Raw genomic sequence first — 26524 nt, 5'->3', positions numbered from 1 at the left:
GGACCGGAGCCGCAAATCCTTTTCGGGATTGGTGCAAGACTGTTGCAACCCACGTGCAGTCTACGAAGGGACGGGCAGGGAGTTGCGGAAACGATGCTCGACTATGGGCCACCTACGGTTGGCGTTAAGGTTTTTCGATTCGATCGGCTTGAAGTGCTGCGTTTAGTATAAATTTTCGATTCCCGTAAAAGAACTTCGAGTCCCGATGGTCACAATCGGCTACGCCCGCCTTGTCGAGCTGCTTGCTCTGCGTGTGCGCCCATTGCGCACCCCGGCGGCCATCAGCGGCTCAGTCAATCGCCGGATCGACACGCCAACCCAGGCCTTATTTCCACGCGGTGTGGCCATCGAAGATTCCATCGTCGGTCACCTCGAGTTCGCGCTCAGGCATGAGGTGTAAACTCCGGGCGAGCCTATCGATTTATGGAACTGAGCCGCGAGGTCTCCTTTCTGCACAGCATGATTCAACGCGCCGTGGAAGATGAGATACCGCGCGAGCTCGCTTGGCTGCGCGGATACGATCGCGCCTTTCAGCACGTAGAAGCGGAATTCGACATTCCCCGCAGTGACCTGTCAGCGCTTATCTGGATGATCCGCTCGAATCAGGGGAAGCTGTCGGCCGGAAAGCGCAAGCAGTTCTACTACCTTCCGCCCGCTGTCATCGACCGAATCGAAGAGTTGGTCACCGCGGCGTTTCAGCCCGGCGAGGGACAGCCGAGCGACGGTGGGTCTGGCGAATAACGATATTTCGATCGTCCCAGCGAAGATTGCGAAAAGCGAGCGCTCTTTTCGAGCGGACGGAGAGTTTTTCGAGTCAAGACGCGGGCGGCAACAAAATTTCGAGGCTTCGCGGCAGCGTTGTGTTCCTCGGTATCGTCCCGACCTTCGAGCGACGCACGAGCGGAGCAGCGGCGCCCGCCATCACTTCCATGCGCCGGAACATACCAGTGGTCCGGGACCGGAATGGGAAAGTTCTTGCTATCGCTTGGCTGGAGCGGGTCGGCACGATTTTTCGGGCGGAGATACCACCAGAAATACCACCGGGCGTGGGTTGTTAGCCTCGCTGCGATGTGATGCTCCAGAGCTTCATCGGTCGAGCTGGAGAAATCAGCGATGCAGCGTGGTCGATCATGCAACTCCTAGCCATGGCGGATCGACACGTGCTTGCATGAACGACAAGGCTGCGCGGTCACCAATTCCCGAGACCGCTTGGGTGACCTCGGTCGGACTTGGCACGAAGTGATCGAGGATCAGTACGCTTGCGGGGCTTCTGTCCGTTGCCCTTCAGCTGTACGAGCAGTATGCAACAGGTGGAACTATGGCAATTGTGCAGCAGCTTGCTGCACAATGTACCGTGTGGTCTCGCCTCGGCGAAAGCTCTCATGTATCCGAGTTGGTTGCCCGGTGAGAAGCCCCGCATGTCCGGAAGTTGATGTCGCTGATCGGTCCGTTCCGGACCCTCGCTCCCGCGCCTTCATGATGGCAGTTACCTGATGCCAACCGGTCGTTCGCCTCGACATGCAAGTTCAGTCTGGAAAGGGCCCAAACGGTGCCTTGCCGATCAGAACGGCAAGGCCGGTGAGCAAGCGCCGCAGATGCGCGTTCCACCCAAAGGCATCTCGCCCAGTCTCGAACGGGAAATTAAACAGCCGGCCCAAAATCTGGAGGGTCCAGGTCCTTGATCCTCTCTGCGACAGCCTTGGCCGCATTCACCAGCGAGGTTGCATATGCATTTGCGGCTTCAACATACCCGAGAAACATTCTTCGACCAACAACGAGATGGCGATCCACCTCAATATCCAACCAAGGGCAGAGCTCCAGTAGCCGCGAATCAGCGATACCCGCGCGATGAACAATTACGTTACGCACAGCGGCCAGCTCGCAAAGTGTGCGCCGTTGAGCGTCGGTGATTTTCGGAAAAATGCCAAATGGCTTTAGAAGGCATTCGAACCTGCCCACGCCCGGTTTTAGTGCCGCAGCGAACTCCCGCTCGAGATGCCCGACGAGATAGCGCATGCGATCCTCTCCACTGAGCGCTTCGTATTCCGAAATACGAACACGCACATTATTGAATTCCGAAGCTGTTCGACTGGACGGATAAACAACAAACCAGCGCACCAGAAAATCGCGAAAAGCAGCTTCAAGCGCGCCCCAGACAAGTACCGTTGATGCACTATGCAGGAGCGGGAAATCACCTGAGACCTCCCTTGCCGCCAAGTTCTCCATCTCCCGAGCGCGTTCAACGGCCTCCGCAGGATGTTTTAACACGGACGCTAAACGGGCAGCGCCGTTTGCGCCTCTCAACGCAGAATCCGTCACCCAGATAAGCTCAAGAATCTGTTTCACCCGTTGCGAGAAGATACTCTCAAACGGTTCCAACTCATATCGGGGGTGGATCGATGATGGATGTGCCATGACGATAATAGAGGGGGCATCTCGTGAGCAAATCCTGAGAAACCCCGTTATTTGCCACGACCAGCGGTTTCGAGATCATATCAGCATGGATCTCCGGATCCAAACTAAAACGATCAGATTCTCGATGGCGGACGTTCGCCAACCTTCGGTTGTGCTTTTGTGTGTCAGTTATGACTGACAACGCGATGGGCGGGCTCAGCGCGCGACGGTCTGCTGCGTTGGCGGAAGCCGACGTTTGAACGTCCACGCTAGATGTGGTGCCAACGTCTGTTGATGGCGGGTCCCGGAAGTTCGAGGCTCGTCGATTATCGCGCATCGCCGAGCCGGCCTAATTTCCGAAGTCCACCCCGTTGCGGACATTGAGAGATGACGGCCGAGCGTCCACTTTTGAACGCATAACCGGCATCTATCGCGACAGCGACAGGAGATAGTCGGCTCCACCACTGTCATCGTTCCACGCATCTGTCGCCGTACGGTCGATCCATGCTTCGCGTGTCCTATCACGCGTTCGTAGCGTCCTTCCCCCTAGCGCGCTTTCGATCCAAGGCGTGATTTCCACCTGAATTCGAGCGACCCGCCAATCGACAAAGAGATCCGGCATACCAGGCATTCGATGCAAACGCTCTTTGTAAAAATAAGGGTCGACACCGATCCATACTTCGCCCTGCACCCACTGTCCGACAGTCGCAAACCTTGGTGGTCTCGATTCGGAAAAAACTTTGACTCCGAAGTCGATGACCCACACTTGAGGCGTCGAGAAAATAACTCTCGCAACTACGTCGTATTTAGAAGTCCCTTTGTGTTGGCGCTGCATTGCCGTCTTATCAGAATAAGTCAACGAAAAACTACCAAACTCCAGTGCAAACCTGCATGAATCGCCGCATCTAAATTCATCATAGTTTCCATCTTGGATAATCCAAGAATTGAGTCCGACAATGAGCTGGTTCATACACAGTTGGCGATCAACAGAGTTCCGTCATTGTAGGTCCAATCCCGTCCGATTCCCTTCTGGCAGCGGACACTCAGCGGTAGCCAGCCTATGATCTGTTCTGGCCGGTCAGTCCCCTCGCTAACCGGGCTGCATCCCACGCTTCGGTCTGTTCGCCATTTCAAGTGCGTCATCTACCTCGATGCCGCGGTAGCGGACTGTACTTTCCAGTTCCGGGTGGCCAAGCAATAACTGGGCAGCGCGCAGGTTCTTCGTCCGACGCTAGATCAGCGACGCCTTGGTCCGGCGCATCGCGTGAGTACCGTAAGCGGTATCGTCCAGGCCGCTTGAGGCGATCCACCGATGAATCAGCCGGGCGTATTGTCGCGTCGACAAGTGCGGAGAGTCGTGAATTCTGCTCGGGAACAGGAAGTCGGTTGCGCGCAGCCCCCATGCCTTATCCATGCCGCCACGCTGTCGCGGGTCTGCTCAGTAATCTCGAACTGTACCGGCCGTTGCGTTTTCTGCTGCATGATCGTCGCGCGGCTGGCGATATGCTCCCCGTGACAGACGTCTCGCACCCGCAGCGTCGTCAGATCGCACGCCCTGACCGTGCTGTCGATAGCGAGGTTGAACATGGTCAGATACCGCACGCGTGACGATATGCGACCTTTAAATCCCCCGCCAGCGGCTCGATCATCGGTTGCCAGGGAGCGTGGGAGTCACGAGGGCGGCCCCGAAGTGCCGGCCGATGCTCAACTTGGCCGGTCGTCGCTGGAGGCGGATGTCGCAGATCGACCCAAACCGGTCTTTTGCTTTTCTCCCAAGCGGACGTTCAACTTTTGAGTTCAGGGGTGTTCCACAAGCGCAGCTCCCCTCTCGACGGAAGGGTTACGCATCAGCGAATGCCTCGATGAGGCACGCATACTGCGACCGTTCGATCTGGGTATACGCGTGCGCAGCCTTGAGGGTTCGACGTACCTTGAAATACCCGGAAGCACCATCAAGCCTTTGACGCTTTGTGATTGACGCGCCCGCATCGGATACGAACCGAGACGGTCGATGTGCTTCGGCAACGATCACAAGGTATGTCTTGACATCAGGACAGGCTTTTCGCACCGCGATCAGGCGTTTCAAGTCGGCATCAATCTGCGCCTTTGGCGCGGATGCACGCTTTACTTCGATTATGAATTTCGGGCGGAGGTCTCTATCGCCATTTCCCGTTTTGACCTTTTCATAAATGACCAAGTCGGCTCGCGCTCTTTCCGTAAGGATTGACGGACGAACATCTCGATGAATCAAGTCGCTATACTGCTCTTCGCAATGAAGACTGTACCTGTCGGGAAGGTTTGCATGGATCAAGTTGCAAAACTCTGCGACGAAAGCGGCCTCTGCCAGCGGGTAGTTTCGATATAAGCATCTGCGATGGCCTGTCCAGTACGTCAGACCTTGTAGTGCTCGAACTAGCCATGCAGGCCAATCAGTAGTTAGCTTTTCTTTGGTCGTCATACACGGCAGTAAGTTTGTTATTGGCTCACCGTGGTTGCAATCGGTGCCGTTTCTATTCCTGGAAATTGCGCCGCGCGATAGAGAGAATCGATTAGCTTTCGCATAAGTGTTGCTGGAATAGTAGTAGAGAAGGGGGCGCTTGCTCCCCTTCTTTATGGAGTTGGTGGAGTGTCGGCCTCTGCGAGCAGAGGTTGCCAGCCGTATTGCTTAACGCAGACTTCGAGGTAGTTGTCCATCCAGTCGTACTTTTGCGCGACGGCGTCCTTGAAACGTAGTTGGCGAACGTTACGAACAGCCGCTATGGAAGCTCGTCCTCTCATATCGTTGGAAGTACCTTTGGCACCACCCATTGATATGAATCGATCAGGTGTTGGAGCCAGGGGGTGGAAGATATCGTAGTGCGTTACGCCATCAAAGTCACTCCGGTACTGCGACATTGTCCATCGAACGCGCATATGGTCGGTTTGCCCATTAACTTCCGCGAGTACGCCTTGGAACGCTGCTGCTCTGAATGGCTCTGTCACCACGAGACGAGGATAGACAGCTATCTTGCTTTCGAGATTGTAGGCCTCATTCATCGCGGGGCCGAACACGACACCCTCACGATGGTAAAGATCACCCACCGTTAGTCCACCTCGAACCAGAAAGCCGTATCCCAAGAGTTCGAGCGCAAGGTATCCAGCGTAATTCGCGATGCGGAGTGCACCGAAGCCACCGAGAAACTCCTCGGATACAACTATGCAGTCTGAAAACGCGGTGAACTGCATACGGCCCTTCCCGTGGTGCCGTTCAGCTTGTGCTGCACGAATCTTTAGTTGGTCAAAGATCTGGCCTATCTCTCGCTCATGCCCACCTTCCTTTATCAGGTCAGAGAAGCCAAGAATGTCCAGAAACGCAATGGCACGCTTCTCGTAAGAAGCGTTCGCGTGTGAGATAGGTGATGAAGACAACGTTAGCCCCACTGGTGAAATTGCGGCATATGGTTGCCGCTATTGTCAACGATTTGGCCTCGGCCGTCGATTGACCGCAACGGTCGAACGCGGAAGTACGTGGGAAGCCGACGAAACGCCGGCCCTCGCTATGGTCGATCTGACTTATTCAGCACCGGAAGGACCATCATTCTTGAGCTCGGCGAACTTAGCCGCCATCGTCGGATTGCCGCGGGTAAGTCTCTTAATCGTCACGTCCTGCGCCTTGTCGTTTGCGAGACGAAGGTTCCGATCGGTGCCGAGCAGGGCGTCCTTCGTCTTCTGCAGGTGATCGATCGACTTGTCGATCTCATCGATCGCCGTTTGGAAGCGCCTGGAGGCAAGATCGTAGTTCTTCGCGAATGCAGTCTTGAACGTCTCGAGCTCGGTTTCAAAGTTTGTGATGTCTATGTTCTGAGCCTTAACGAGAGCCAGCTCCGCCTTGTACTTGAGCGAGTTCATCGCCGCATTCCTCAGAAGCGTAATGATTGGGAGAAAGAACTGCGGTCGAACGACGTACATTTTCGGGTAGCGGTGGAACACGTCGACGATCCCGGTGTTGTAAAGCTCACTGTCAGGTTCGAGCAGGGAGACTAGCACCGCATACTCGCAGCCCTTCTCGGTGCGATCTTTGTCGAGCTCCTTCAGGAAGTCCTCGTTCTTGCTCCTCGTGGCGGTGCGATCGCTCTCATTTTTCATTTCGAACATGATCGAGACGATCTCGGTGCCAGCCTCATCCGAGTCGCGAAAGATGAAGTCGCCCTTGCTGCCAGTCCGCGCGTCGTTGTCCTTTTCGAAATATGCTCTGGGAAACGCCGTCGCGCGAATGCGGTTGAACTCAGTCTCGCAGTGCTGCTCGAGAGTTTCGCCAACCATCTTGGTCGACAGACGAGCCTTCATGTCTCGGAGGCGCTCGATCGCGTCATCGCGATCCTTGATCTGTGTCTCGTACTTGTCCTTGAGCGACTTTTCTGCAAGCTGCATCTCAAGCTCCGCTCGCTCGAGCCCGTTCTTCAGTTCGTCGCGCTCCTTCTCGACTGCACTGAGTGCCTCGGTGATGGCGAGCTTCTGCGCAACCTCGATGGTGTCGAGCTTGGCCTTCAGGTCCTGGATCTCCGAGTCCTTCGTAGCGACGGCGCTCGTCAGTTCGCTCGTGAGCCGCGCCTCGGCTAGCTTGGCAGCGGCTTCCTTGTCGTGCTTCGCGCGCTCAAGTTCGTTCGCAAGCGCGTCACGCTCTTTTTCCACAGCGTTTAGGGCCTCTGTCACGGCGAGCTTTCGTGCAACCTCACCCGTATCGAGCCTGGACTTCAGTTCCTGAATCTCGGCGTCCTTAGCTGCCGCAGCCTTCTGCAATTCGTTTGCGACTTTAGTTTGGGCAAGTTCGACGGCGTTTCGCTTGTCTTGCTCGGCCAGCTCAAGCCGCTCGTGCAGCTGTTTCTCGAACTCTTTATCACGAACCTGCTTCAAAATATCCGCGTACCCAGCCTCGTCGATCTTAAATGCCTTCCCACAGTGCGGGCAGATGATTTCATGCATCACTAGTTACCCTTTACCTTGGCCAGGATCCGCGTGAGCATTTCTGGCACCGCGCCCTCAGCCTTAAGTGTTGCCGTTCGATATGCGAGTTGATTTTTCGCGAGACTGATACCTGCCGCCGCCTCGACGTTTTTGCAGGCTGTAATCCATTCTGCCCAGTTCGCCGATAGGAAGGGTTCAAGATGATCCTCAAAGATCGCTACCTGATCAGCAATGACGGTAGATGGAAAGTCCTCCTCAGGGCGACCGAAGTACTTAAGCGCCGCGCGATTTGCCGCTATATGGCCCTTCCTCTCATCGTCGATCTTGCTTGGGTCCTTCCCTTTGGCCTTGGCACGCGCTTCAAACCCGCCATCCGCATCAAATAGCGCGTAGACCGGGATACCGATCGATGTCAGGATCGCGTGCGTGAGCGGGATGGATGCCTTGCCTCCTACGGGAACGATGGAGATGCCAGCGGCCTCGAGCGATCCGAGAGAAGTCTTGTCACCAATGCCGTAGAACACTGACGACTCTGTCGTACCTTCCACGAGGAAAGCGCGATGCGCGAAGAGTGCCACGGCAAGCTGATTCGCCACGATGCCGTCCAGCTGGCGGTCAACCGTATCGGCGCTGACCACACCGTCCAGTTTGGCCTTTACGTCACCAACCGTCGCTAGATGGACAGCAACGACCGGCATCTCGCCAGTTGACCGCGTCAGCCTCCTCACCTGGTCGAAATGTCGGGCTTCAAGGAAGTAAGGGCTGTGAGTGGCATATGTCACCTGGATGCGCTTACTGGCGTCCTCGGCGAGCGATCGGAGCACCTTCGCGAACGTCTGCGCCTGGATCGGGTGCTGAAAAAGTTCCGGCTCCTCGATCGCCAGGCAGATGACACCTTCGGTCGACGCTGCGCCTGATTGCGCCAAGAGTTGGAGCGCCGAAATCAGAAGCGTGCGCTGAAAGCCATGCCCCTGTCGCTCCACAGCAGTCTCGGTTGTGCCATCGAGCACTGTCACCTCGAATGTGGTCCTAGGGGCCTTGAGTTCCACCTCTGCAGGGGAGACCGTGACAGCGCGACCAGGCGAATAGGAGGTGACGACCGTGTTGAGCTGTGTCGTTATAGCTTCTAGCTGCGCTTTGAACTTCTCCTCGTAGACATGCTGCTGCTTTGCGCGTGACTCCTCGACGATTTTCGCGATCTCATCGTCAGCCGCAGCACGATCGACGGAACGCTCAAGGATTCGACCGATGATGCTCGATTTCCCGTCGAGCGACTCCTCGCTCGCCCTAAGATCCGCAGTGACAAGGACGAAGTCAAAAAGGCCACTCATCTTGCCGCCGCTGTTGAAGCCGAAGAAGTTGGTTTGCAGCGCCTCGGGAGCATCGACGAGTTGGTCAGTGTGAGATGCCTCCCAAGTCGTCATTGCCTGCTCAACGGCCGCTCCTGTATTTGCCGCTGGGAGATTCAGGTCTGAGCGGCTACGCCGGAGATCGGCGTACAGATCCTTCTTCGCGGTAGCACCGCTTGCAGCCTTGATCGCGTTGAAATCCGGGAAGCCCTTTGCATTGGCAGAAAGCACATCGGAGCCATCAGGTGACCGGCGCTTCCATGCGGTGAAGGTTGCGACTCCGTCTGGCGCGTATTTGCCAAGTGCATCGCGGTCTTTTTCGGTGAGGTCAGCGAATGTGACCTGCACCTCGATGTCTTCGCCGGTCGCTCCGAAGGAACAGTCCTTCTCGGTCAGCGAACCGGCTTTGCCGTTAAAGTACCAGTCAAGCGCGCGAAGCACGGTTGACTTGCCGGCACCGTTCGGCCCGATGAACGTCGTGACGGTATCGAAGGGGATCGTCACGTCTTTCAACGTGCGGAAGTTTTTTATGCGAACGGATTGGATGTTCATTGCACGTTCAAGTTTCTTGTGGGTTTCGCCGAAGACTGAGTCGTGAACACCGACGCGCTGCCAGAAAAAGTAGTCTCTCGCCGGATCGTTCGCTAACGATGAGCACGCCGCTACCTGGCGACCTACGACAGTCCGGTTTTATGGCGCAGTGGAAGCTGTTCACGCGTATCCGCGGCCATCTAATCAACGATGGCTATACGCAAATCCCAAGAGCTATGTTTTCCGGAGGGGATGGGGCGGCGTCCGGGAAATGTTTGAGCGAGGATCGCAAGTCGTGACAGTTGGTTGACGTCGAAACGTCGCCAGTCAGGGAGCCTACCGTTGCTACTTTGCCCGCCCGTCTGATAGCCGAGCAGTTGCCTCGTTCCATTTGTGACGCCAAATACATGGGGTTCGGCAATTCGCGGAAGATTATGGTAATAGAACTCTATCAACTGCTTGTTTGCGATAGCTTCGAGTATCAGCTTTTCCATGTGACCCCCGTTTTTGTCAGCGGACAAGCTTACATCACGTCGAGGACAGCAGTCGGCGTCGCATAGGCAATACTTGCCGCCAAATCAATCGTATGTCCAATGTAGGCGGTAAACGTTGCCTAAGCTAGAGCAAATTGCGCCGATCGCCTGAAAAAGCGGCACGTTCGGTACACGCCGATCGGCAATACGAATTTGGAGCGGTCCGTGGCCGGCGTCTCCTGAATGTCTTCTTCCGGCCGATGCGGCCTCTAGCACGGCGCTGCCTTTGCGGGCGCGTCGTATCGACTCGTAACGAGCCATACACGGCCAGAATTGAGGGGCGACGCGGTGATGACTCGACTTCGCGACGTGCACGGTGCCCAAAACCGGCGCGAGCCTATCCTGCAGTCACCTTTTCCATATCGTTTTTCGTGCATGCAGTTCGGTACCATTCCGTGAAGTCAATCTACAGAGTTTGTGAGATCACCCATGCGATTCCGTTGGTCCCATATCCAAAGACAGCGAGCATGCCAGTCGGTGTTGGCTGTTGCGCCGGCCGAGTTTGCTAGATCGGCGGTACCAGTCTGTTTCCTCCGTGACCGCAGTTCGCAAGGTAGTTGCGACAATTTGCGCGGGGTAAGGGCGAGCGTCACGTCGACGTGCCGCCCGAGTCTGACCGGTTGCCACCCGGTGTCGGCTAGCCCAGTTTGTCGATTTGCGATGTGCGCACCGGTTCGCGGAGGTATTCGGTCGAGTTAGTCAGAATGGCCGAGCGAGTGTGCAAAGCGAGAGGGCGGTTGCGGGGCGCCGGCTCTCGCGCCAGAGGTGGCGCGCCAACTCGAGTGCCTGAAACAGGGGATCGTCCGAATTTTGGGGGGCAAACCGCGGGTCGACTCCTGCGGCCGGTATTGTTACCGACGCAGCAAAGCTTCGCGGGGCAATTTTCGGGTGCCAGGCTAGATTGGGGGCCTACCGAATGATCGGGATCTGACAAGATTCTCTCAGCAATATCAATAAGTTGGAGTAGAATGATTGAAAACCCGATGATCGGAGATTGTCATGTACCTGGAAGACCGCCTGAGGATATCGATCGCCAAACAGATGGCCGACGTGTTCTTGCGGACAGACTTTGCGCGCTTTGGCAGCGAAGCCCAGGTTAGTCGCGCGCTGCGCAAACTCGTTGAGGGTGGCGTTATCGTGAAGCTTGGGGTGGGCGTGTATGCGAAAGCAAAGCGTAGCGCCTTGTCCGGTCAGCCCATTCCTACGCAGCCGGTGGAAGTTCTGGCCGAGCAGGCACTGACCAGGATGGGGGTGAAGATCTACCCGTCCAGGCAGGCGGAGCGGTACAACTCCGGCAGGACGACCCAACTGCCGGCGGGAGTAGTGATCAACACAGGGAATCGCCGCATCGGCAGGAAACTAGGTTTCGGTAAGAACACGATTCAATATGAAAACAATCTCAAGCGAACGGAAGGAGCTTATTGATGCTCTAGTTGCAGAGGGGCTTGCCGGAAACCTCTCTGCGGCTGTCCTTGAGAAGGATGTTCACGTCACTGACGCGTTACGTGCGCTGGCCGCACTGCGGCATCCGAACGTCACGTTCGTGTTCTGCGGAGGAACGAGTCTGTCGAAGGCGTATGGCCTGATCGAGCGGATGTCAGAAGACGTCGACCTGAAGGTAGTGCTGGATGCGGATCATGGCCTATCGAAGAACGGCTTGAGGGCGCATCTCGGCAAGCTGAAGGATGCCGTCGTTGATGTGATGACTGCATTGGGCTTCGCTGTGGTTGATGAAGAGCAGCGGGCGCTGAACGAAAATCGCTATTTCGCATCGGGCTGGCTCTACGAGACGCGATACGCCACGCATAACAGCTTGCGCCCGCATTTGAGTCTCGAGTTCACGGCGCGATCCCCGCGTTTCGCGGTCGAACAAAAGCGTATCGGCTATCTGATCGATCAACTTGCCGATCGGTCAGGCGAATCCTTTGAGATGGCGTGTATTGCAATCGAAGAGACGCTGGCGGAAAAGGTATTGTCCTTCCTGCGCCGGCATGCCGAACACCGGGCCGGTGTTCGAGAAAAGTGGGATAGTGCTCTCGTTCGCCACGTCTACGACACGTACTGCATGGTTCGATCGGATCCGGCGTTGGTTGAGCGAGCAGCTGTTCATTTTGGCGATCTCGTCGATTTTGACCGGAAGGAATTCCGCCTTCATGAGGCATTCGTCGAAGACCCGAAACGATGCTTGATGGCCGCATTGACGGTTGCAGAATCCGAAGAGAAGACGCACCGGGAATATCAGGATGTACTGATGCCGCTGATTTACGGGCCGATAAGGCCGACATTTGTTGAAGCGTTCAGCGTGTTCAAGCCGGCGGCATTGGCATTTCTGGGGGCGCTCTGACGAGCGGATCTAGACTGCTTGGTGCGACCGCGAATACCGGCTCTTATGCTTCGCGCGAGTCCACTTGTGAAGCCAGGATTGAGATGTCAACGGAGTGGTACGAGACAACCCTGCGTGTCGGTGCTCTTAGGCGGCTTATCGATGTGTGGATATTGAAACGATCTCCGCCCCGGCCTTGACCCGATCAAGGTAGTCAGCCCACTCCTGCATCAGGATGCGCCGCTCTCGGATGAACTTCGTCCGGTTGTAGGCCGACCCAAGTTTGTCTGGAACTGCGTGCGCGAGCTGATGCTCGATTACCTCAGGCTTGTGCCCGAGCTCCTCGTGCAGAATCGTGCGAGCCATTGCCCGAAAGCCGTGACCGGTAATCTCCGTGCGAGTGTCATACCCGAGCCGGCGTAGTGCGGCGTTGATAGTTGCCTCGCTCATCGGCCGCAGTCTCGACCGTGCACCCGGAAACACGTATCGTCCTTGTCCCGTGAGGGCATGCAGTTCGCGCAAAATCGCAATCGCTTGCGTGGCGAGCGGCACGAGGTGCTCCGTCTTCGTCTTGCTGACGAAGTAGCGCCATTCTCCCTTTTCCAAATTGAACTGCGGCCATTCGGCCTGCCTCAACTCGCCTGGCCGGACGAATAGCATCGGCGCTAACTTAAGCGCGCAAAGCACGGTGAACGTGCCGGAGAACCCGTCAAACGCCCGCAGCATCTCGCCCACCTTGACTGGCTCGGTGATGGACGCGAAATGCTTCTCGACCGGCGCTGGGATGGCGCCGATCAGATCCTTGGCCGGATCGGACTTGCAAAGCCCTTCTTTGATACCGTACCGAAAAATCCGGCTGATCTCGCTGCGTATCCGATGCGCGGTAAATCGCGCTCCTCGACCATTGACGCGTTTCAGTACAGCAAGGATCTCCGGCGCGTCGATCTGGGTGATCGGTCGCTTACCCAGCCATGGAAAAACGTCGTTCTTGAAACGGGCCAACGTCTTTTCGTATTGACATATCTCCACAACCGTCTTTCGCTCTTCCATCCAGCCCTTGGCGACGACTTCGAACGAGTTGGCGGCGGCGATCCGTGCGGCACGCTTCTCAGCTTTCTTGGCCGTCCCAGGATCAATCCCCGCAGCCAGTTTCTCTCGCACTTGCTCCCGCTTCTTACGTGCCGCCGCGAGCGAAACGTCCGGATAGACGCCGAGCGCGAGTGTCTTGTCCTTGCCGGCGAACCGATAGTTCATTCGCCAGTACTTCGCGCCGGATTTGTCGAGTTGAAGATACATGCGCCCGCCGTCCGACAAGCGGTTGCCGGTACCATCCCGGTTATAGCGCGCGTTGCGAACTTGAGCGTCGGTAAGCGGCATGGTGGTATCTCCGATCGGAGCAGGGCGGCAGCGCCCCAGATACCACCAAAAATACCACCGCATACCACCGGCTGTCGAAGGACCAAGCCGGTCCAAAAAGGAAGAAAAAACCCCGCAAGACCTTGATCTGGCGGGGTTGTTCGGAACACACCGGCACAAACCGGAACATATCCCTGGTGCCCGGGACCGGACTCGAACCGGCAAGCCTTTCGGCGGCGGATTTTCATCACACTGCATCTTTCGATGCCGGCTTTGATCACGCGATCGCGTCATTGCCGTTCGTGCGCTGGACTATGCCTTCGCCATCGCGGCAGACAGCACGTGTCTGCCTCGCCGCATTAGGCGCCCCCCGTCTAGTCTCTACACCTTCCGCGACGCGCGCGGCGAATACCGCGTGCGAAGGGCTTGGCTCGGCGTTGCCTCGGTACGATCGCGCGCGCTTTCGCTCTCACGAAGCGTTGCACGAATGGGAGCCAGGGGGTTCGCCGAATTTGAAGGGTTCTGCACCGACCGTTTCCAACCGGGCACTCAAACGCTTTAAGTCCGCTATGTTTACCAATTTCATCACCCGGGCAGGGTGGACGCGATTCTACCATCGGTCGAGCGGCCGTCATGCACCTGGGCGGGCTACGTTAAAATGGCCGCCGCCCAAGAACGCGACCTTTTCATGAAGAAACTTTCGATTGCATCGTTCTGCTGCGCGCTGCTGGCCCCGCTTCTCATAGCCGGCTGCTCGCTCTACAAGAATCCGAATGCTTGCGAGGCGCGGATGCGCGAGACAGTCGCTCGGAATTTGCCGAACAACGAGCTTTCGGTATCGCACGTCGGCGTCGGTATCCGCGGCTCCCGCGTGGTGGTGGAGGGCACGGTCGAGGGCCCAACAGCGGCGGCCATTGCGGCCACTCAGGCGAGTGCACCCATCGTAGCTTCCGCGCCGGGCGCCACCTCGCCGGCTGTCGCGGCGAAACCGAAGAAAACGAAGCGTCCCGCCGCGGCTGAGTGCCTGTTCGACGGCGAGTCGTTGACTTCCATGCGTTGGTTCAATCCCCCCGAGCTTACCGCGTCGGCCGCTGCCGCTGCGTCCGCTCCGTAACCCAAGCAACGCCAATCGCAGGCTTATGAGCAACAGCCTTGCCCAGTCTAGGAGCGCCCCGACCAACCACACACGCGCGGCAATCGAAGCATCGACACCGCACACAGTGCCCGCCCCACGGTGCTAGCATCATCGCGTCGGCCACCCACATGACGGAGGCAAAAATGGACGGCTTCGTGAGACACCGGATAGAAGGCGTATCGGTCGACGTCGAGGTCATCCCTGCCGCGCCGCAAGGGTTCACGGCCCGCTTCAGGATTTTCGGCGATGCCGGCGACGAGCCGGACTGGCATGCCGTTCATCTGACGCAGGGGCCGTTCTCCACGCGTCGGCAGGCCGAGGAGGCGGCGAAATCGGCCGCGCTCACGCGAATTCTCGAGCACGGTTCGCAGGGACATTGACCGCGAGCGCGACCGCATCGGCGGATCGGCTGGCGGTCCTCAGGAGTGCGAAGAAAACGAGGGAAGCGGCAGTCGCGAAATATAGGGGAACCCGCGATTTTGCACACGGGTCGCCGGGACCGGTAAAATGCGCGGCTGATCCACGGCGATGCGACCGTGGCAAGAAAGCGGAAGGATTCCCTCGACATGACTGATCTTCGTTTTACCTCGCGGTTCGCAGCCCTCGTTCTGGCCGGAGGCCTCGTGGCTGGCTGCAGCTCGCCGTCGCCCACGCAGGTCGACTACAAGAGCGATTCGAAGTCGAAGCAGGCCTCGCTCGCCGTGCCGCCGAACCTGCTCGAGGAAACGTCCGATCAGCGTTCGCTGCCTCCGCAAGGCGGAGAAGCGTCTCTTTCTTCGCTGCAGAAGGTTCAAAAGGCGGCGCCGCCCGAAAACGCCGTCATCCCGCCTGTTGCCGGCATGCATCTTCAGCGCGACGGCAGCGAGAGCTGGCTCGTCATCGACAATAAAACGCCCGATCAGGTCTGGCCGCAGGTGCGCCGTTTCTGGCAGGAGCAGGGCTTCCTGCTCGTCGTCGATCAACGCGACAAGCATCTGATGGAGACCGACTGGAACGAAACGCGTCCGCAAGTGAACCAGGGCCTGATCCGCAATACGCTTACGAAGGCCATGGGCAACTCGTACGTGGCGGCCGAGCGCAACAAGTACCGCACGCGCCTCGAAGCGTCCCCGAACGGCGGCACGTATGTCTTCGTCAGCCAGAAAGGCATGGGCGAAGCGCTCGAGGGCGTCCACAACGATTCGACCAAGTGGACGCCGAAGCCCAACGATCCGGCACTCGAAATGGAGTATCTGAAGCGAATCATGGCGACGCTCGCGCTGGCCGATTCGCGCGGCGGCTCGGCCGGGCAGCAAGCGGCGAACGACTCGGCTGCAAGCCCCGACGCAACCAAGGTTGCCGCCGACAATGCAAACACGAAGAGCGATGCGAAAGCCGCGGCCGTCGCCGCGCAAAACGTGGCGCAATCGGCGCAATCGGGGCGCGGGCCTGGCGCTGCGATGGATGTCCAGGATGCGCTGACGGAGCTGACGCTTTCCGAGCCTTATGACAACGCATGGCTGCGTGTCGGGATTGCGCTCGATCGAAGCAATTTCACCGTCGACGACAGAGACCGCACGCGTGGCCTCTACTTCATTCGTTACGTCGACCCGAAGGACCTGAGCTCGGAGGAACAGGGCTTCTGGAGCCAGGTCTTCCACGGCCATAAGGAAAAGGTCGCGAAGGTCTACCGCGTCAACGTTCGTGCGATTACGCAGGACCAGACGCGCGTTGCAGTCGTGGACGACAAGGGCGCCGTCGATTCGTCGGCGCCGGCGAAGCAGATCATGGCGCTGCTCGTCGACCAATTGCGTTGATGACTGACGGCGGCTTCACGCCGCCGCAGATTCGATCATCCCGGACCCGCCGCACAGGCGGGTTTTTTCTGGTCGCCCCGGGAGATAGGAAATGACGAATTTACGCTATAAAAAATGTGGCTGAAGTCGTTACCGAATGCCGATGCTGTCTCCGCGAATATGGCAAAACTTTTAATATGCGGATTTGCCGGGATCGCAAAGTCGGGCGTGCTTCGCGGGATTGCTATGTAAATAAGACCATTGCTTCACGTTGCCCACATGCGTCTTGCGCCGACATACAGCCCCTTGTGTAACGTCTATACCCTCTCAAGTCAATAAGAATTTCCGGCGTGTTTTTATCCATGTAAGATTAATCTCAAATTCGAGATTGCTACGGTTTTCAATTGGTCATTTCGCGGGTGCATTTTTGCTAAAGTAAATCGTCCTGCTACGTGCACTCGCAAGCGATGAGGCGACCAAGCCATCCGTGAACCGGCCACAGCGATCCTCACGGCCGCAACCGCTCCGTGTCTTCGCGATGTCACGTGACGTTACGCCGTAACACGCGCGTACGGCGCGATGCGCGTACAGCGCACCACAGCCTTTTTTCCTTTACGAATCAGCGGCTTCGGGTGCCGCACACCGCTTGGCACACAAGCTGCTCTTTCAGCCCCCAACCAGCAAAACACGGGGGAGGGCGGAGGGCTGAGCTCGATTGGCTTAATGCGGCAACGGCGCTCAGACGATAAAAGGCTGGTGATTAGAAAGGACTCCGAACTATTTCGCGGTCCGGTCTTTCAACGATCATGGCTCACGCGTGACGCGTAAGAGCCCCGCTGGCCCCGTCGCCTATCCTCGTAGGGCGACGGTTTCGCCCGCGTTCTTCGGAACGCGGGTCTTTTTTTGGCACCGAAAGGGAAGCGCGGAGTGGACGGTCTCGTTCGAAGACCGCCTCCTCAATGCGCCGAGTTCGGCAGATCGAGAATCAGGATAATGGTCCAGTCCGCATCGCCATCGTGATGGTATTGCCGTTCCACTACGACGAACGGCTGCTGCTTGCCCGCCGGTCCCAAAAAGAGCACGTCGCCTTCCATCGGCAGGCATTCGATCGGCGGCAACGCGAGAAACGCGTCTTGCGAGCCTCGCGGCATCAGCTTTTCGATCTTGCGAGAAGCGGCCTCGGTCCATTCGATATCGAGCTGGATGTTGCTCATTGGGTCCTCCGCACCGAAGTGCGCTTGTTGAATTGCGGGAAATCGTCGGAGCGCGACTTTAGCATACGGGGTTTTGGGCGAGAGGCCGATAAAAAAGCCGAAGCCGGCGGAGCCGGTTTCGGCGTTATCAAGACGCTGTTACTCGAGTGCCTGTTGCGACGCTGACTCCGATCTCATGCGAAGCACGGGCGGCGCCCGCATAAGCGCGCTCGTCAACGCCTCACTCGGATTTCGGCGCGGCCTTGTGGTGATGGCGCATGCCCTTCTCGTGATGCATCGTCTTGTGAGCGGGCATCTCCTCCTCGGGCTGCTGTTCCTGTTGTTGCTGCAGTGCCTGCGCGCGTTGTTCGACTTCGGCGGACTTCGCCGGATCCGTGCTTACCGTCACGCCGCCTTCTTGCGCGTACGCGGCGCCGGCCAGCACCGAGAGGGAAACCAAGACAGTCAGGGACACTTTGTTCATTATTTGCCTCCGTGCGATGAAGTGGATCGATCGTGATGGCCCGACGCTGCGGTCCCGCGGGACACTGAATTCTATCGGGCCTCTTTCGTTGCCGGGCTTTCATATGCGACAAAAGCGACGTTTCGTAACGTGCTGTTACATATGATTGCCGCTACTCGTCACTATCGGTCAGTCTTCCGCAATCAGCAGAACGCGCGATTCTTCTAGAACCAGCCGAACGCGCGATAGACATGGAATTGCGCGCGGCCGATCACCTCGTGTAAAGCGATGTTCGCGTTGACGAGATTGGCGAGGCGAGGAATAACGCCCGTCCTATTCTTGCGTGCATTCGAAACCACCGGCTGCGGGGCGAGGCCGAAGCGATCGAAATCGAGCATGGCACGCTGCATCTGATACGCGGATGTGACGAGTATCAACGAGTCGTAATGTTTGGCGCGCAAAATTCGGGCCACCTGCTCGGCGTTCTGATAGGTGTTGAGGCTCGTCCTCTCGAGCAGCAGATCGCTGGGTGCGACCTGAAGGCGCAGCAGATAGGGCGCGTAGTTGTCGGCCTCGCTGGTCTCGTGTCGTTGGGGATTGCCGCCGCTGACGATGACCGTGCATTGCGCACTCGGCGCGCTGCGTTTGCAGGCGTCGTAGAGCGCTGCGGTTTTTGCGATGCGAATGAGGGCGTCGGGCTTCGGCACGAGCACGCCTTCATCGTTGTGTTCGGTGCCCGTTCCCAGCACGACGATGACGGTGTCGTGACCGAAGCGGACGTGCGGCGTGTTTTGCGCGCCGCGCTGCGCCCAATCGAGGAGCGGGTTGGCGAGCCAGCCCGCCGCCAGCAGCCAGAAAACGGCGGCTGCCGAAACGGCGACTGCGATGCGTGCGCGGCGCCAAAGTAGAAAAAGTGCGAAAAAAAGCGCGAATAAAGTGAATACGATCAATTCGGATGCGGTAACGTATGGGTTCTGGATAGAAGAGCGAGCCGGCACCTGCGCCGGTCGCGGCGCATCGGACAACGTCCGATTGCGGGGGGGCCGCGACAGCTCCGAATCTCGAGTTAGCGATAATACGGCGGCGACTGGCGGGAAGGGTTGCCGCCGCGATTCATTGCCGGCGCTTTAGGCGGCGGCTCGGCCACGGCTCCGCCGTGACCGTTCTGCATCATATCCGTATTTGAATGAAGAAAGGGTCGAGATGACCATGTATTCGAACGAAGCGGTACTCGAGGCTCTGCGTCGTGTTCAATATCGTCAGGTTCCATGGGCGCGTCGCCCAGGTGTCTTCGAGTATCTGCGCGGCCTCGGTTTAATGGAAACGGCGCGCCAGCGCACCGTTTCTCCCGGCGCTGGCTTTCATGCGCCGGTCGACATCGCCGTCTTGACCGAGCGGGGTCGCGCGGAATTTGCCCGGCTCGCCCGCGAGGAGCGGTCGGTTGCCTGGTCGTCGCACCGGGCCGATGGTTACGTTTGCCGGGCCGAATTGGCGCTCTAGCGCTGTTTTCACCTCGTTCGGAGTCGATCGAAGCTCGCGCGAGCGTTGACTTCGACGCCTCGCCGTGGCTGATCGTCCTCAGCGTTCTCGCGCGGCCTGAAAAAAAAGCCCGTACCCTTTCGGGCACGGGCCGTAACCGGTGCATTTCTGCTGCCACGCCGTGGTCATGGCAATTACTCCGACTGGCTAGCCGCGCGGCGGTTCCCTGCGTTTGCGGCTTCTTGCTCGCAGAAACGCCGAATGCCCTCCGCGCTGAATGCGCGGCGGTCGCTCAACGCGCGTTTTGCCTGGGTCTCATCGGTGGAGGTGGCCGCTCGTTGCCGCCGCGCGGCGCCTCCGGGTGCGAACGTACGTTGTTGACGATGTCCCCGCGCAGATTGCCGCGGGGCACGTTGGTCGCGGAGTGACTTCGCTCGCCTGCGCCCGGCTGGCTGGACAATGCGCTGCGAATCGCGGCTGCTTGCGGATCAGCGGCGGCCGCGGGCTGGACGGTCGCTGCGACGACGAACGAAACGATCGCACCCGAAACCATCCAAGGTGCTCGCTTCATAGTGGCGCTCCAGGCAGAGCCGCCGATGCGGCTCGATTGCATGGAATCACCCTACGCGGACGCGTCGCGCTCCGCTGTAATGATTCGTAAAAGGATGTTTCGCCGGACGGCGGCTATCGAACGCGCATCGCCTGCCGTCCGGCGGCGAACCTTGCCGGCAGCGGCGATGCGACTGAATGAGGCTGGAGGGTGGAATCAGGCCATTTTGACGGGGGCGCGCCACGATTCCGGATTGGTCCAGAACGCGCCGCGCAGGCGGTCGCGGCTCGGCGGCGCGGGCGGCTTGACCGCCGCCGTGCCGATGCGGCCGCGCAGCGAGATCTGGCGTCCGCAGCCGCTGAGGCGCTTCACGATTTCGGCGAGCGTGCCGTCGGCCTGCCACTCGTCGAACCGGCGCCGACACGTCGGCGGAGAAGGATAGCGGCCCGGCAGCTTCGACCAACCTTCACCCGTCGAGAGCACCCAGAGCACGGCGTTGACGACTGCGCGCGCTTCCACGCGAGGGCGTCCGCGCCGCTCGGCCCGTGCCGGCTCGGCACAGAACAACGCCTCGACCAGCGCCCATTCGTTATCTCTCAAATCGTCGAACAGCATCATGTCCTCACCTCAGCGAAACTAACCCCGGTGCGCCGCCCCGCGCCGCGCACTCCCGAGACATTCGATGTACGAACGTCCCACGAGCCGGCTCTTGCCGCGAACGATCGGGTCGCGGATCATGCCGGCGTCGCGCCGAGCAACGCAGGAAGCGTGCCACTTATGAAGCAAACGCCGTAAAGCCGCGTCGCATCAAGCCCGACGGGATGTCAGCTAGGCGCGTATCTGACTTCAAAATGCGTGCCCCGAAAATCAGGGCAATCACCAATCTTGTGCGGTCAGCCCGTCGCGGGTGCGAGCGCGCTCGAATATTGCGATGCCGCAAGCAGGGTGGGCGACGCATCGCCGCGGTCGCCGTCAGCTTGGTGAAACGGAGAGCCAGCCGGCTCGAAGACGCCTTTGCGCTTGCAGCATGGGAGCGACTCGGGCGCTGCGTCGAAAAATATCGGTCGGCGCTTCGAAGAGAGGTTTTGACGGCAGGCGCGGGCGCCGCCGGAGCGGAGATTCGCGCGGCAGGCGCGTGCAGTGGCACCGTGGTGGCATGGAGGCGGCACGGTATCGGCATTGCGGCGTTCGGGTTCCCCCGTTTACGGAGCCTCGGATTTTGCGTAAGATGACGTTCAATCGCGCGGCGACTTCCACGGAATACCGCCGCCCCGTCCGGCTGGGCATGGTTCGATTGCTGTCCGATTCGCCGCCCCCCGGTCCGTGCTCCCATCAATATGACCGATCAAAATCGGGCGAGCGCGTCTTCAGTTCCATTTCGTCTGTTTGATCCGGTTCTTTGACCACACAGGGTCTGGCCTAGCTGCATGAATACCCAAGAGGCGAAGATCGTCCTCGAGACTGCTTTGATTTGCGCGCACGAACCGCTGAAGGTCGGCGACTTGCGCAGGCTTTTCGCCGACGGCGTTTCGGCGGATACGGTCCGTGCGCTGCTCGAGGATTTGAAGAACGAGTGGTCCGGCCGCGGCGTCGAACTCGTCGCGTTGGCGTCGGGCTGGCGCTTCCAGAGCAAGCCCGCGATGCGCGGCTTTCTCGACCGCCTGAATCCGGAAAAGCCGCCGAAGTACTCGCGCGCCGTGCTGGAGACGCTCGCCATCATTGCGTATCGGCAGCCCGTCACACGCGGCGACATTGAAGAGATTCGCGGCGTCACGGTGAATACGCAGGTGATCAAGCAGCTCGAGGATCGCAACTGGATCGAGGTCATCGGGCATCGCGACGTGCCGGGGCGACCGGCGCTTTACGCGACCACGAAGCAGTTTCTCGACGATCTCGGCCTGAAAGCGCTCGACGAGCTGCCGCCGCTCGAAGACCCAGCGGGCCAGCTCGATGCGAGTCCGCTCGCGCAGCATGCGATCGACTTCCCGAACGACGGCGCCGACGGCGGCCTCGGTGGGGAGACCGCCGAAGGTGGAGAGACCGCCGAGGCGCCGCTCGATGCCGCGCAAGAAGATCAGCAAGAGGATCCGCAACAAGCCGAGCACGGTTCGTGCGACGTTGCCCCGGGCACGCCGGACCAGACCGAAGAGGCTGCGTCGCAAAACGACGATGACGACGCCAGCGCCGCGCAGGATGCGGTGGACCCGGGCGTCGGCGAAGTGGGCGAGCGTGCACATTTGCTGCACGTGGTCGAGCCGCTGCCGGTCCGTATGAAACACGACGATCCCGCCGGCGGTGCGGACGAGGATGACGATACGTCCTCCGATGACGAAGCCGAATCGCGCCGTGCGTGATCGCCGCGAAATTTTTTCGCGCCCGAGACGGGCGCGCGCCATCTAACATCGAGGTTGTTTTGACTGATACCCACGATACCGAATTGTCCGCATCGGGGCATGCCGTCGAAGCCGCGGGCCGCGAAGAGGCGCCCGGCGCGCATGAGGCGCAGGCTGCCGGCGAGCGCGAGCCGCACGCCCAAATCGCGGAAGCGGGCGATCAGGAACGCCCGCGGCGCGGGTTGCGGCGCGGGCCGCGCAGTTTGATCGCGCGTCGGCGCGCGGCGGCGAAGACGAAGGGCGAGCAAGGCGCGCAGGCGCAGCCCGCCGAGGCGGCGGAAGCCCCCGAGACCGAAGGCGACGCCGCGCCGGCGCAGGCCCGCGGACCGAAGAAGGGCCCCGGCAAAGGCGGGCGCAACGGCACGGCGCGCCGGCCCGAGCGTGCGCCGGCCGAGGAAAAGCGCGGGGACGCGCCCGGCGCCGAGGACGATCTTTTCTCCTACGTGACTTCGCCGGCTTTCGATGCCGACAACAGCACGACGGGCGGCGTGCGCGCGCCGATGCTGAGGCGCGGGCGGCCGGCCCCGGGCAAGCGCGTGCTCGCGCCGGACGACGACGCGCCGAAACTGCACAAGGTGCTGGCCGAGGCCGGCCTGGGATCGCGCCGCGAGATGGAGGAGCTCATCGTCGCGGGCCGGGTATCGGTGAACGGCGAGCCCGCTCACATCGGGCAGCGGATCATGCCGACCGATCAGGTCCGCATCAACGGCAAGCCGGTCAAGCGCCGGGTGCAGACAAAGCCGCCGCGCGTGCTCGTCTACCACAAGCCGGCCGGCGAGATCGTGAGCCATGCCGATCCGGAGGGGCGTCCGTCAGTGTTCGACAAGCTGCCGCCGATGAAGAGCGCCAAGTGGCTGGCCGTCGGCCGTCTGGACTTCAACACCGAAGGTCTGCTGATGCTGACGACCTCGGGCGATCTCGCGAATCGCTTCATGCATCCGCGCTACAGCGTCGAGCGCGAGTACGCCGTGCGCGTGGTTGGCGAGCTCTCCGAAAGCTCGCGCCAGAAGCTGCTGCAGGGCGTCGAGCTCGAGGACGGGCCCGCCAATTTCCTGCGTATTCGCGACGGCGGTGGCGAAGGCACGAATCACTGGTACCACGTCGCGCTGGCCGAAGGGCGCAACCGCGAGGTGCGCCGGATGTTCGAGGCGGTGGGTCTCATGGTGAGCCGGCTCATCCGCACGCGGCACGGTCCGATGGCACTGCCGCGCGGCTTGCGGCGCGGCCGCTGGGAAGAACTCGACGACAACGAGGTCCGCGGCCTCATGGCGGCGGTCGGCCTCAAGGCGCCATCCGAGGATAAGGGCGCCCGGCGCCCGACGCAGGAGCGGCGCCAGCCGGATCCGATGCAGACGTCGATGGGCTTCATCAGCCGCGAGCCGGTATTGACGGCGCACGGCCGCTTTGAGCAGCCGGGGCGTGGCCCCGGACGGCGCGGGCCCGGCGGCGGCTTCGCGGGCGGTGGCGCGGGCGGCTTCGGCGACGCTCCCCGCGGCTACGGCAACCGTGCCGCCGCAGGCGGGCCCGGCAAGAAGGGGGCACGCCCGCCGCGCGACGTCGACGGCAATCGGGCTGCGCCCGCGGGCGGCAAGCGCAGTTTCGGCGGCAACGCGAACGGCAACCGCGCCGGCAATCCGGGCGGGCAGCGGCCGGGGCCGCGCAATCGCACTCGCGGCCGGTAGCAGCCGCCGTGGCGCCGGCAGCGGCCGGTACCCCCGCTTGCCACGCCTCGCCGTGCGAGAGCCGGCGCCGGAGCGGGAAGGCGCGCTGAGCGCCGCCCGCCTCACGATCGCGCGCTGCGCCGAGCGCGGCTTGCGGGGCCACTTCGCTTTGCAAGCAATCTCAGAAAATGCTAGAATCGCAAAGTCGCTGGGCGTACGGCTTCACTTGTGCGGCTCAGGTGGCGACCACCGGTAAGAAGATGGGCGTTCAGCCCATTTTTTTTTGGCGTTAAGCGTTGACAATCCGGGTTCGGCATCTCGGGTAGCACGTCTTTCTCCGTGCGCCGGCAAGGCGTGCGGCCCCGTGAGGTTTCGTGTGGCGCGCGCGAACACCTTAGAGGGCACAGTGCAACTGACGGAACTGATAGAAACCACGGTCTCGGGCATGGGCTACGAGCTGGTCGACCTCGAACGGACCGGACGGGGCTCCCTCTGTGTCTACATCGATCAGCCGTCGGGCATCGCCATCGAGGACTGCGAAAAGGTCACGCGTCAGCTCCAGCACGTTCTGACGGTTGAAAATATCGACTACGAACGGCTCGAAGTATCGTCGCCGGGGCTCGATCGGCCGCTCAAGAAGCTGGCGGATTTCGCGCGCTTCGCAGGCAGCGAGGCTGTCGTTACGCTGAAAAAGCCGTTGGACGGACGCAAGACGTACCGGGGCATTCTTCATGCACCGAACGGCGAAACGATCGGTTTGGAATTTGAAGGGAAGGAGGGCGCCGCGATGCTCGATTTCACGCTCGCGGATATGGATCGTGCACGCCTCGTCCCGCACGTTGACTTTAGGAGCCGCAAATAATGAGTCGCGAAGTGTTGATGCTGGTGGATGCGCTGGCGCGCGAGAAGAACGTCAACAAGGATGTCGTGTTCGCTGCGCTGGAAGCCGCCCTTGCTTCGGCCACCAAAAAGCTCTTCGAGGAAGACGTCGACATTCGCGTGCACATCGATCGCGAGAGCGGCGAGCATGAAACGTATCGCCGCTGGCGCGTCGTTCCCGACGAGGCCGGCCTGCAAGAGCCGGACCAGGAAATTCTCCTGTTCGAAGCACGCGAGCAGCAGCCCGAGATTCAGATCGACGAATACATCGAAGAGCCGATTCCCTCCATCGAGTTCGGCCGGATCGGCGCGCAGGCCGCCAAGCAGGTCATTCTGCAGAAGGTGCGCGACGCCGAGCGCGAGCAAATCCTGAACGATTTCCTCGAGCGCGGCGAAAAAATCATGACGGGAACGGTGAAGCGCCTGGACAAAGGCAACTTCATCGTCGAGTCCGGCCGCGTCGAAGCGCTGCTGCGTCGCGACCAGCTCATTCCGAAGGAGAATTTGCGCGTCGGCGACCGCGTGCGTGCCTATATCGCCAAGGTCGACCGCACCGCGCGCGGCCCGCAGATCGAGCTTTCGCGCACCGCGCCCGAGTTCCTGATGAAGCTCTTCGAGATGGAAGTGCCGGAGATCGAGCAGGGGCTGCTCGAGATCAAGGCCGCGGCGCGAGATCCGGGCGTGCGGGCGAAGATCGGCGTCGTCGCCTACGATAAGCGGATCGACCCCATCGGCACTTGCGTCGGCATCCGCGGCTCGCGCGTGCAGGCCGTGCGAAACGAGCTCGGTGGCGAGAACGTCGACATCGTGCTATGGTCCGAAGATCCCGCCCAGTTCGTGATCGGCGCGCTCGCGCCGGCAGCGGTCCAGTCGATCGTCGTCGATGAGGAAAAGCACTCGATGGACGTCGTCGTGGACGAAAGCGAGCTTGCGGTCGCGATCGGCCGCAGCGGCCAGAACGTCCGACTCGCCAGCGAGCTGACCGGCTGGCAGATCAACATCATGACGCCGGACGAGTCTGCGCAAAAGCAGAACCAGGAGCGCGGTCTCTTGCGCGACCTGTTCATGGCGCGGCTCGACGTGGACGAGGAAGTGGCCGACATTCTCATCGACGAAGGCTTCACGAGCCTCGAAGAGATTGCCTACGTGCCGCTCAACGAAATGCTCGAGATCGAGGCGTTCGACGAAGACACCGTCCACGAACTGCGCAACCGCGCGCGCGATGCGCTGCTGACGATGGCGATCGCGAACGAGGAGAAGGTCGAAAATGCGTCGCTCGACCTGAAGAGTCTCGAGGGCGTCGATTCGGACCTGCTGGCGAGGCTCGCGGCGCACCGGATTCAAACGCGCGACGAGCTGGCGGAGCTTGCTGTCGACGAATTGGTCGAATTGACCGGAATGGAAGAGGAAGCCGCGAAGGCGTTGATCATGAAAGCACGTGAACATTGGTTTCAGTGAGTGAACGACTATGACGCACTGAAACGTAAAGCGGCCGCAGTCAGAACGATCTCTGTCATCGCGTACGATCGTTCGCTGTCCCCGAGAGGTTGGCCGCACACCCCGATG

24 protein-coding genes and 2 pseudogenes are annotated in these 26524 nt (G+C 60.1%); 12 read left to right on the top strand and 14 right to left on the bottom strand.

Features of this window, described 5'->3' with window-relative positions; all coding sequences use genetic code 11:
* Positions 1-205 precede the first annotated feature (205 nt).
* Together B0G57_RS01305 and B0G57_RS01300 are read left to right on the top strand one after the other, a co-directional pair.
* A complete protein-coding gene (locus tag B0G57_RS01305) occupies positions 206-400 on the top strand; it encodes a hypothetical protein (protein WP_018438755.1) in 195 nt (64 codons plus the stop codon).
* A gap of 23 nt (positions 401-423) precedes the next feature.
* Positions 424-741, top strand: coding sequence for a hypothetical protein (locus B0G57_RS01300; RefSeq protein WP_018438754.1), 318 nt, complete (start codon positions 424-426; stop codon positions 739-741).
* A 900-nt stretch (positions 742-1641) separates the two neighbouring features.
* Here the strand turns inward: B0G57_RS01300 and B0G57_RS01295 are convergent.
* The 8 genes and pseudogenes from B0G57_RS01295 to B0G57_RS01255 all read right to left on the bottom strand — a co-directional run bounded on the left by B0G57_RS01295 (position 1642) and on the right by B0G57_RS01255 (position 9712).
* Positions 1642-2379 carry a hypothetical protein gene (locus B0G57_RS01295; protein ID WP_018438753.1) on the bottom strand — a complete coding sequence of 246 codons (738 nt, stop codon included), beginning with the start codon at positions 2377-2379 and terminating at the stop codon, positions 1642-1644.
* 442 nt (positions 2380-2821) lie between these two features.
* The gene (locus B0G57_RS30740) at positions 2822-3364 is read right to left on the bottom strand and encodes a hypothetical protein (protein ID WP_146013327.1); all 543 of its coding nucleotides are present in this window, start codon (positions 3362-3364) and stop codon (positions 2822-2824) included.
* A 120-nt stretch (positions 3365-3484) separates the two neighbouring features.
* Positions 3485-3996: pseudogene (locus B0G57_RS31545) on the bottom strand (tyrosine-type recombinase/integrase); the annotation flags it as partial.
* A gap of 238 nt (positions 3997-4234) precedes the next feature.
* The gene (locus B0G57_RS30735) at positions 4235-4591 is read right to left on the bottom strand and encodes a hypothetical protein (protein ID WP_146013328.1); all 357 of its coding nucleotides are present in this window, start codon (positions 4589-4591) and stop codon (positions 4235-4237) included.
* Positions 4592-5004: 413 nt separating this feature from the next.
* The gene (locus B0G57_RS01270) at positions 5005-5802 is read right to left on the bottom strand and encodes a hypothetical protein (protein ID WP_146013329.1); all 798 of its coding nucleotides are present in this window, start codon (positions 5800-5802) and stop codon (positions 5005-5007) included.
* A gap of 144 nt (positions 5803-5946) precedes the next feature.
* Positions 5947-7356, bottom strand: a complete 1410-nt coding sequence (locus B0G57_RS01265) for a DUF2130 domain-containing protein (protein ID WP_026229305.1) — start codon at positions 7354-7356, stop codon at positions 5947-5949.
* 2 nt (positions 7357-7358) lie between these two features.
* Positions 7359-9239: an ATP-dependent nuclease gene (locus B0G57_RS01260; protein WP_018438745.1), complete on the bottom strand. Its 1881-nt coding sequence runs from the start codon at positions 9237-9239 to the stop codon at positions 7359-7361.
* Positions 9240-9418: 179 nt separating this feature from the next.
* Complete coding sequence (locus B0G57_RS01255; RefSeq protein WP_083925488.1) at positions 9419-9712, bottom strand: hypothetical protein; 294 nt, start codon at positions 9710-9712, stop codon at positions 9419-9421.
* Positions 9713-10750: 1038 nt separating this feature from the next.
* Between B0G57_RS01255 and B0G57_RS01250 the strand changes: the two genes are divergently transcribed.
* Both B0G57_RS01250 and B0G57_RS01245 read left to right on the top strand, forming a co-directional pair.
* Positions 10751-11176 (top strand): DUF6088 family protein, encoded by a 426-nt coding sequence (locus B0G57_RS01250; RefSeq protein ID WP_018438743.1) that lies wholly within the window; start codon positions 10751-10753, stop codon positions 11174-11176.
* Positions 11139-12095 (top strand): nucleotidyl transferase AbiEii/AbiGii toxin family protein, encoded by a 957-nt coding sequence (locus B0G57_RS01245; protein ID WP_026229304.1) that lies wholly within the window; start codon positions 11139-11141, stop codon positions 12093-12095. Before B0G57_RS01250 ends, B0G57_RS01245 begins: the two co-directional genes overlap by 38 nt.
* Positions 12096-12230: 135 nt before the next feature.
* On the opposite strand, the gene B0G57_RS01240 is transcribed toward B0G57_RS01245, so the two are convergent.
* On the bottom strand, positions 12231-13451 hold the full coding sequence (locus B0G57_RS01240; protein WP_018438741.1) for a tyrosine-type recombinase/integrase: 1221 nt from the start codon (positions 13449-13451) through the stop codon (positions 12231-12233).
* 667 nt (positions 13452-14118) lie between these two features.
* On the opposite strand from B0G57_RS01240, the gene B0G57_RS01230 reads away from it, so the two are divergent.
* From B0G57_RS01230 to bamC, 3 genes are all read left to right on the top strand, one after another.
* Entirely contained in the window at positions 14119-14544 is a 426-nt protein-coding gene (locus tag B0G57_RS01230) for a hypothetical protein (RefSeq protein ID WP_035468129.1), read from the top strand.
* Positions 14545-14708: 164 nt separating this feature from the next.
* Positions 14709-14945 (top strand): hypothetical protein, encoded by a 237-nt coding sequence (locus B0G57_RS01225; RefSeq protein WP_026229303.1) that lies wholly within the window; start codon positions 14709-14711, stop codon positions 14943-14945.
* Between the two features lie 186 nt (positions 14946-15131).
* Positions 15132-16361: an outer membrane protein assembly factor BamC gene (gene bamC, locus B0G57_RS01220; protein ID WP_018438738.1), complete on the top strand. Its 1230-nt coding sequence runs from the start codon at positions 15132-15134 to the stop codon at positions 16359-16361.
* Between the two features lie 935 nt (positions 16362-17296).
* Here the strand turns inward: bamC and B0G57_RS01215 are convergent.
* From B0G57_RS01215 to B0G57_RS01205, 3 genes are all read right to left on the bottom strand, one after another.
* On the bottom strand, positions 17297-17554 hold the full coding sequence (locus tag B0G57_RS01215; protein WP_018438737.1) for a hypothetical protein: 258 nt from the start codon (positions 17552-17554) through the stop codon (positions 17297-17299).
* A 220-nt stretch (positions 17555-17774) separates the two neighbouring features.
* Positions 17775-18017, bottom strand: coding sequence for a hypothetical protein (locus B0G57_RS01210; RefSeq protein ID WP_018438736.1), 243 nt, complete (start codon positions 18015-18017; stop codon positions 17775-17777).
* Between the two features lie 203 nt (positions 18018-18220).
* Positions 18221-18946 (bottom strand): YdcF family protein, encoded by a 726-nt coding sequence (locus tag B0G57_RS01205; protein WP_018438735.1) that lies wholly within the window; start codon positions 18944-18946, stop codon positions 18221-18223.
* Between the two features lie 253 nt (positions 18947-19199).
* On the opposite strand from B0G57_RS01205, the gene B0G57_RS01200 reads away from it, so the two are divergent.
* Entirely contained in the window at positions 19200-19496 is a 297-nt protein-coding gene (locus B0G57_RS01200) for a hypothetical protein (protein ID WP_026229302.1), read from the top strand.
* A 271-nt stretch (positions 19497-19767) separates the two neighbouring features.
* On the opposite strand, the gene B0G57_RS01195 is transcribed toward B0G57_RS01200, so the two are convergent.
* Positions 19768-20046, bottom strand: a complete 279-nt coding sequence (locus B0G57_RS01195; RefSeq protein WP_018438732.1) for a hypothetical protein — start codon at positions 20044-20046, stop codon at positions 19768-19770.
* 198 nt (positions 20047-20244) lie between these two features.
* A pseudogene (locus B0G57_RS01190) lies at positions 20245-20640 on the bottom strand (transposase); the annotation flags it as partial.
* Positions 20641-21452: 812 nt separating this feature from the next.
* Here B0G57_RS01190 and scpB point away from each other — a divergent pair.
* From scpB to nusA, 4 genes are all read left to right on the top strand, one after another.
* Positions 21453-22379, top strand: a complete 927-nt coding sequence (gene scpB / locus B0G57_RS32320) for an SMC-Scp complex subunit ScpB (RefSeq protein ID WP_018438730.1) — start codon at positions 21453-21455, stop codon at positions 22377-22379.
* A 59-nt stretch (positions 22380-22438) separates the two neighbouring features.
* Positions 22439-24100, top strand: a complete 1662-nt coding sequence (gene rluB, locus B0G57_RS01175; protein ID WP_026229301.1) for a 23S rRNA pseudouridine(2605) synthase RluB — start codon at positions 22439-22441, stop codon at positions 24098-24100.
* A gap of 385 nt (positions 24101-24485) precedes the next feature.
* The gene (rimP, locus tag B0G57_RS01170; protein ID WP_018438728.1) at positions 24486-24941 is read left to right on the top strand and encodes a ribosome maturation factor RimP; all 456 of its coding nucleotides are present in this window, start codon (positions 24486-24488) and stop codon (positions 24939-24941) included.
* On the top strand, positions 24941-26416 hold the full coding sequence (nusA, locus tag B0G57_RS01165; RefSeq protein WP_018438727.1) for a transcription termination factor NusA: 1476 nt from the start codon (positions 24941-24943) through the stop codon (positions 26414-26416). Before rimP ends, nusA begins: the two co-directional genes overlap by 1 nt.
* The last annotated feature ends 108 nt before the right edge of the window (positions 26417-26524 follow it).

The organism is Trinickia symbiotica (assembly GCF_002934455.1).
GTDB lineage: Bacteria > Pseudomonadota > Gammaproteobacteria > Burkholderiales > Burkholderiaceae > Trinickia > Trinickia symbiotica.
Note: the sequence above shows the minus strand (reverse complement) of the source record. Positions and strands in the feature narration are given on the sequence as shown.